We start from the raw sequence: 3,227 nt of genomic DNA, 5'->3' as shown, positions 1-3,227 counted from the left end.
CGTCGGCAGGGTCGGACTCCCAGTCCGGCGGATGGACGGGGCGGGAGAGCGAGTGGGTGAGGCAGTCGCAGCTCGGCTCGCCGTTCGCTAACGCGGGACGGCCACAGATCAAGCAATCGAACTGGTCGGTCACCGCGCCCCCCTCCCCCGGTTTCGATTGGCAGCGATTATGCCCCACCTCCCTCAGGGACGGGGCCCGATCACTCAAGAAGCCGGACAAGGCAAACACGGACAAAATAGCGAGGGAAACGCGCATACCCCACCGAGAACTGATCATCCGGCCGGAGAACCCGCTCGCCGAGAGGAGGCGCCCATGTCGGCTCGGCCGGCGCCGACCGCACCCGCCGCCGGAACCGCGCCAGAAGCCCACTCCCCCGGCGCGCTGTGGCTGTCGCTCGGAGCGCTGCTGCTCGGGCTGTTCCTCGCGGCCCTGGACCAGACCATCGTCGCCACGACGCTGCCCACCATCGTCAGCGACCTCGGCGGCCTTGAGCACCTAGCCTGGGTCGTCACCGCCTATCTCCTGGCGGCCACGGCCGGCACGCCGCTGTGGGGGAAGCTCGGCGACCAGTACGGCCGAAAAAAGCTGTTCCAGACCGCGATTGTTATCTTTCTGATCGGTTCCGCGCTCTGTGGGATCGCGCACAGCATGGCGGCGCTGATCGGTTACCGATTTCTCCAGGGGCTCGGCGGCGGCGGTCTGATGGTGTTGTCGATGGCGATCGTCGGCGACCTCGTCCCGCCCCGGGAACGCGGCCGCTACCAGGGCGTGTTCGGCGCCGTGTTCGGCGCCACCAGCGTGCTCGGACCGCTGCTCGGCGGCTTCTTCGTCGACCACCTGAGCTGGCGCTGGGTCTTCTACGTCAACCTGCCGATCGGCGTCTTCACCCTGCTCGTGATCGCCGCCACGCTGCACATCCCCAGGCACCGCGTGCCGCACGTCATCGACTACGCCGGCACCGCGCTGATCGCCGGCGTGGCCGGCGCCCTGGTGATCATCGCCTCGCTCGGCGGCTCCACCTGGGCCTGGGGCTCCTGGCAGATCCTGCTGCTCGCGGTCGCCGCGGCCTGCGGCCTGGTCGGCTTCGTCCTCGTCGAGCGGCGGGCGGCGGAGCCCGTGCTGCCGCTCGGTCTGTTCGGCAGCCGCACCTTCACGCTCTGCAGCGCCGTCGCCTTCGTCGTCGGCTTCGCGATGTTCGGCGCGATGACCTACCTGCCGACGTTCCTCCAGGTGGTGCGCGGCATCTCCCCCACGCTCTCCGGCGTCCACCTGCTGCCGATGGTGATCGGTCTGCTGCTGGCGTCCACCCTCTCCGGGCAGCTGATCAGTCGCACCGGCCGCTGGAAGCTCTACCCGGTGCTCGGCACCGCCGTCACGGTCGTCGGCCTGCTGCTGCTGCACCTGCTCGGCAGGGGCACGGGCGACCTCGTCATGAACCTGTACTTCTTCGTCTTCGGGCTGGGCATCGGCCTGGTGCTTCAAGTGCTCGTGCTGGCGGTGCAGAACGCCGTCGACTACCGCGACCTGGGCGTGGCCACCTCGGGGGTCACGTTCTTCCGCTCCATCGGCGCCGCGTTCGGCGTGGCGGTCTTCGGCACGATCTTCACCGACCGGCTGCGGCAGGGGCTCGACGACGCGCTGCGCGGCGCCTCGCTGCCGCCCGGCGTGAGCGTCGACTCGTTGGAGCACGACCCGCGCGGCATCGGCGCGCTCCCGGCCGGGCTCAGGGACCGAGTGCTCGACTCCTACGCGGACGCGATCACCGACGTGTTCCTCTACGCCGTGCCGGTGGTGGTCGTCGCCCACCTGCTGTCCTGGTCGCTGCGCGAGGACCCGCTGCGCGCCAGCGTGCGGGCCCCGGACGCCAGCGAGACGGTGCCGCCGACGCCCGTGGTGCGCTCCTCCCACGACGAGTGCGCGCGAGCCCTCTCGCTGCTCGGCACCCGCGCCGGGCGGCGCGACCTGTACGCGAGGATCGCCGAACGCGTCGGCGTCGACCTGCTGCCGGCCGCCTGCTGGCTGCTGCTGCGGATCCGGCAGGAGGGTGCGGTCCAGCCGGCGCCGCTCGCCGAGCGGATCTCGCTGCCGATCTCCGTGATGGCCCCCGCCGCCCGCCAGTTGGAGGAACGCGGCCTGGCCAGGCGCGACGGGCTCTCGCTGCTGGCCACCGAGCGGGGGCGCGAGCTCACCGAACGCCTAGCGCACGAGCGCGAGGAGGAGCTGGCCGCGCTGCTCGGCGACTGGTGGGGCCCGGAGCGGCCGCGCGACCTCGTCGACCTGGTGCGGGAGCTGGGCGCCGAGCTCGGCGCCGGGCCGAGGGCGCCGCGCGAGGTCGAACGCGAGTGATCCGCCGCGCGACGCGCGGCGGAACGGGCGGCGGAACGGGCGGCGAAGAGCGGGGAGGGGCTGGCGCGAGGCGGCCCCCGTTTTGTACCGTGGTCAAACAAAGTGGTTCCGCCCGCTTCCCCGACCACCCGGGCGGAGCCACTGGTCCTCGCCCCCCTCTCCGACCGGAGGCACCGCACCATGCCCGCCGTCCAACTGACCGCTCGCGCCCTGCTGTTGGACATGGACGGCACCCTGGTCGACTCGGCGGCCGCCGTGGAGCGGGTGTGGCGGGGCTGGGCCACCGAGACGGGCCTCGATCCCGAGCGGGTGCTGGCCGTCATGCCGGGCCGCCAGGGGCACGCCACCATGGCCGAACTGCTGCCCGACCGGCCCGTCGAGCTCAACCTCGCCGACGCGCGCCGGATGCTGGCCCAGGAGACCGCCGACCTCGCCGACATCGTGCCCATCCCGGGCGCCGCGGAGTTCCTCGCGGCCGTTGAGCCCCACCCGCACGCGCTGGTCACCTCGGCCGACGTCCCCCTGGCCACGGCCCGCATGACGGCGGCGGGCCTGCGGATCCCGGACATCAGGATCACCCAGGAGTCGGTCAGCGCCAGCAAGCCGGACCCGGAGGGCTTCCTCAAGGCCGCGGCCGAGCTGGGCGTGGCGCCGGCGGACTGCGTCGTCTTCGAGGACTCCCTGGCTGGCATCGCGGCGGCGCGGGCCGCCGGCATGCGGGTCGTGGGCGTCGGCGCGTCGGCCGCGGCGCACGGGCCGACGGCGTGGGTGGCGACGTTGCGCGGCGTCACGCTGGCCGCGGGGGCGGACCGCGTCCTGACGCTCCGCGTCGCCTGACGCCGCCGCGGCGCGGCGCTTCGCACCGGGGATCTCCCCCGCC

General features: G+C 73.1%; 2 protein-coding genes. Both read left to right on the top strand.

The genetic code is table 11. The annotated features are described in order from the left end of the window. Positions 1-313: 313 nt before the first annotated feature. A complete protein-coding gene (locus tag E1265_RS35160) occupies positions 314-2,347 on the top strand; it encodes an MDR family MFS transporter (RefSeq protein ID WP_132935012.1) in 2,034 nt (677 codons plus the stop codon). A 180-nt stretch (positions 2,348-2,527) separates the two neighbouring features. Then, positions 2,528-3,184, top strand: a complete 657-nt coding sequence (locus E1265_RS35155; RefSeq protein ID WP_132935011.1) for an HAD-IA family hydrolase — start codon at positions 2,528-2,530, stop codon at positions 3,182-3,184. Positions 3,185-3,227: the final 43 nt, after the last annotated feature.

Source organism: Streptomyces sp. 8K308 (assembly GCF_004348315.1).
Classification (GTDB): domain Bacteria; phylum Actinomycetota; class Actinomycetes; order Streptomycetales; family Streptomycetaceae; genus Streptomyces.
This window is presented reverse-complemented; position numbering and strand designations above follow the sequence as displayed.

Bases quoted from the DNA above. Each gene is read 5' to 3' on its own strand.
- E1265_RS35160 (WP_132935012.1), top strand. From the start codon at position 314: ATGTCGGCTCGGCCGGCGCCGACCGCACCCGCCGCCGGAACCGCGCCA.
- E1265_RS35155 (WP_132935011.1), top strand. From the start codon at position 2,528: ATGCCCGCCGTCCAACTGACCGCTCGCGCCCTGCTGTTGGACATGGAC.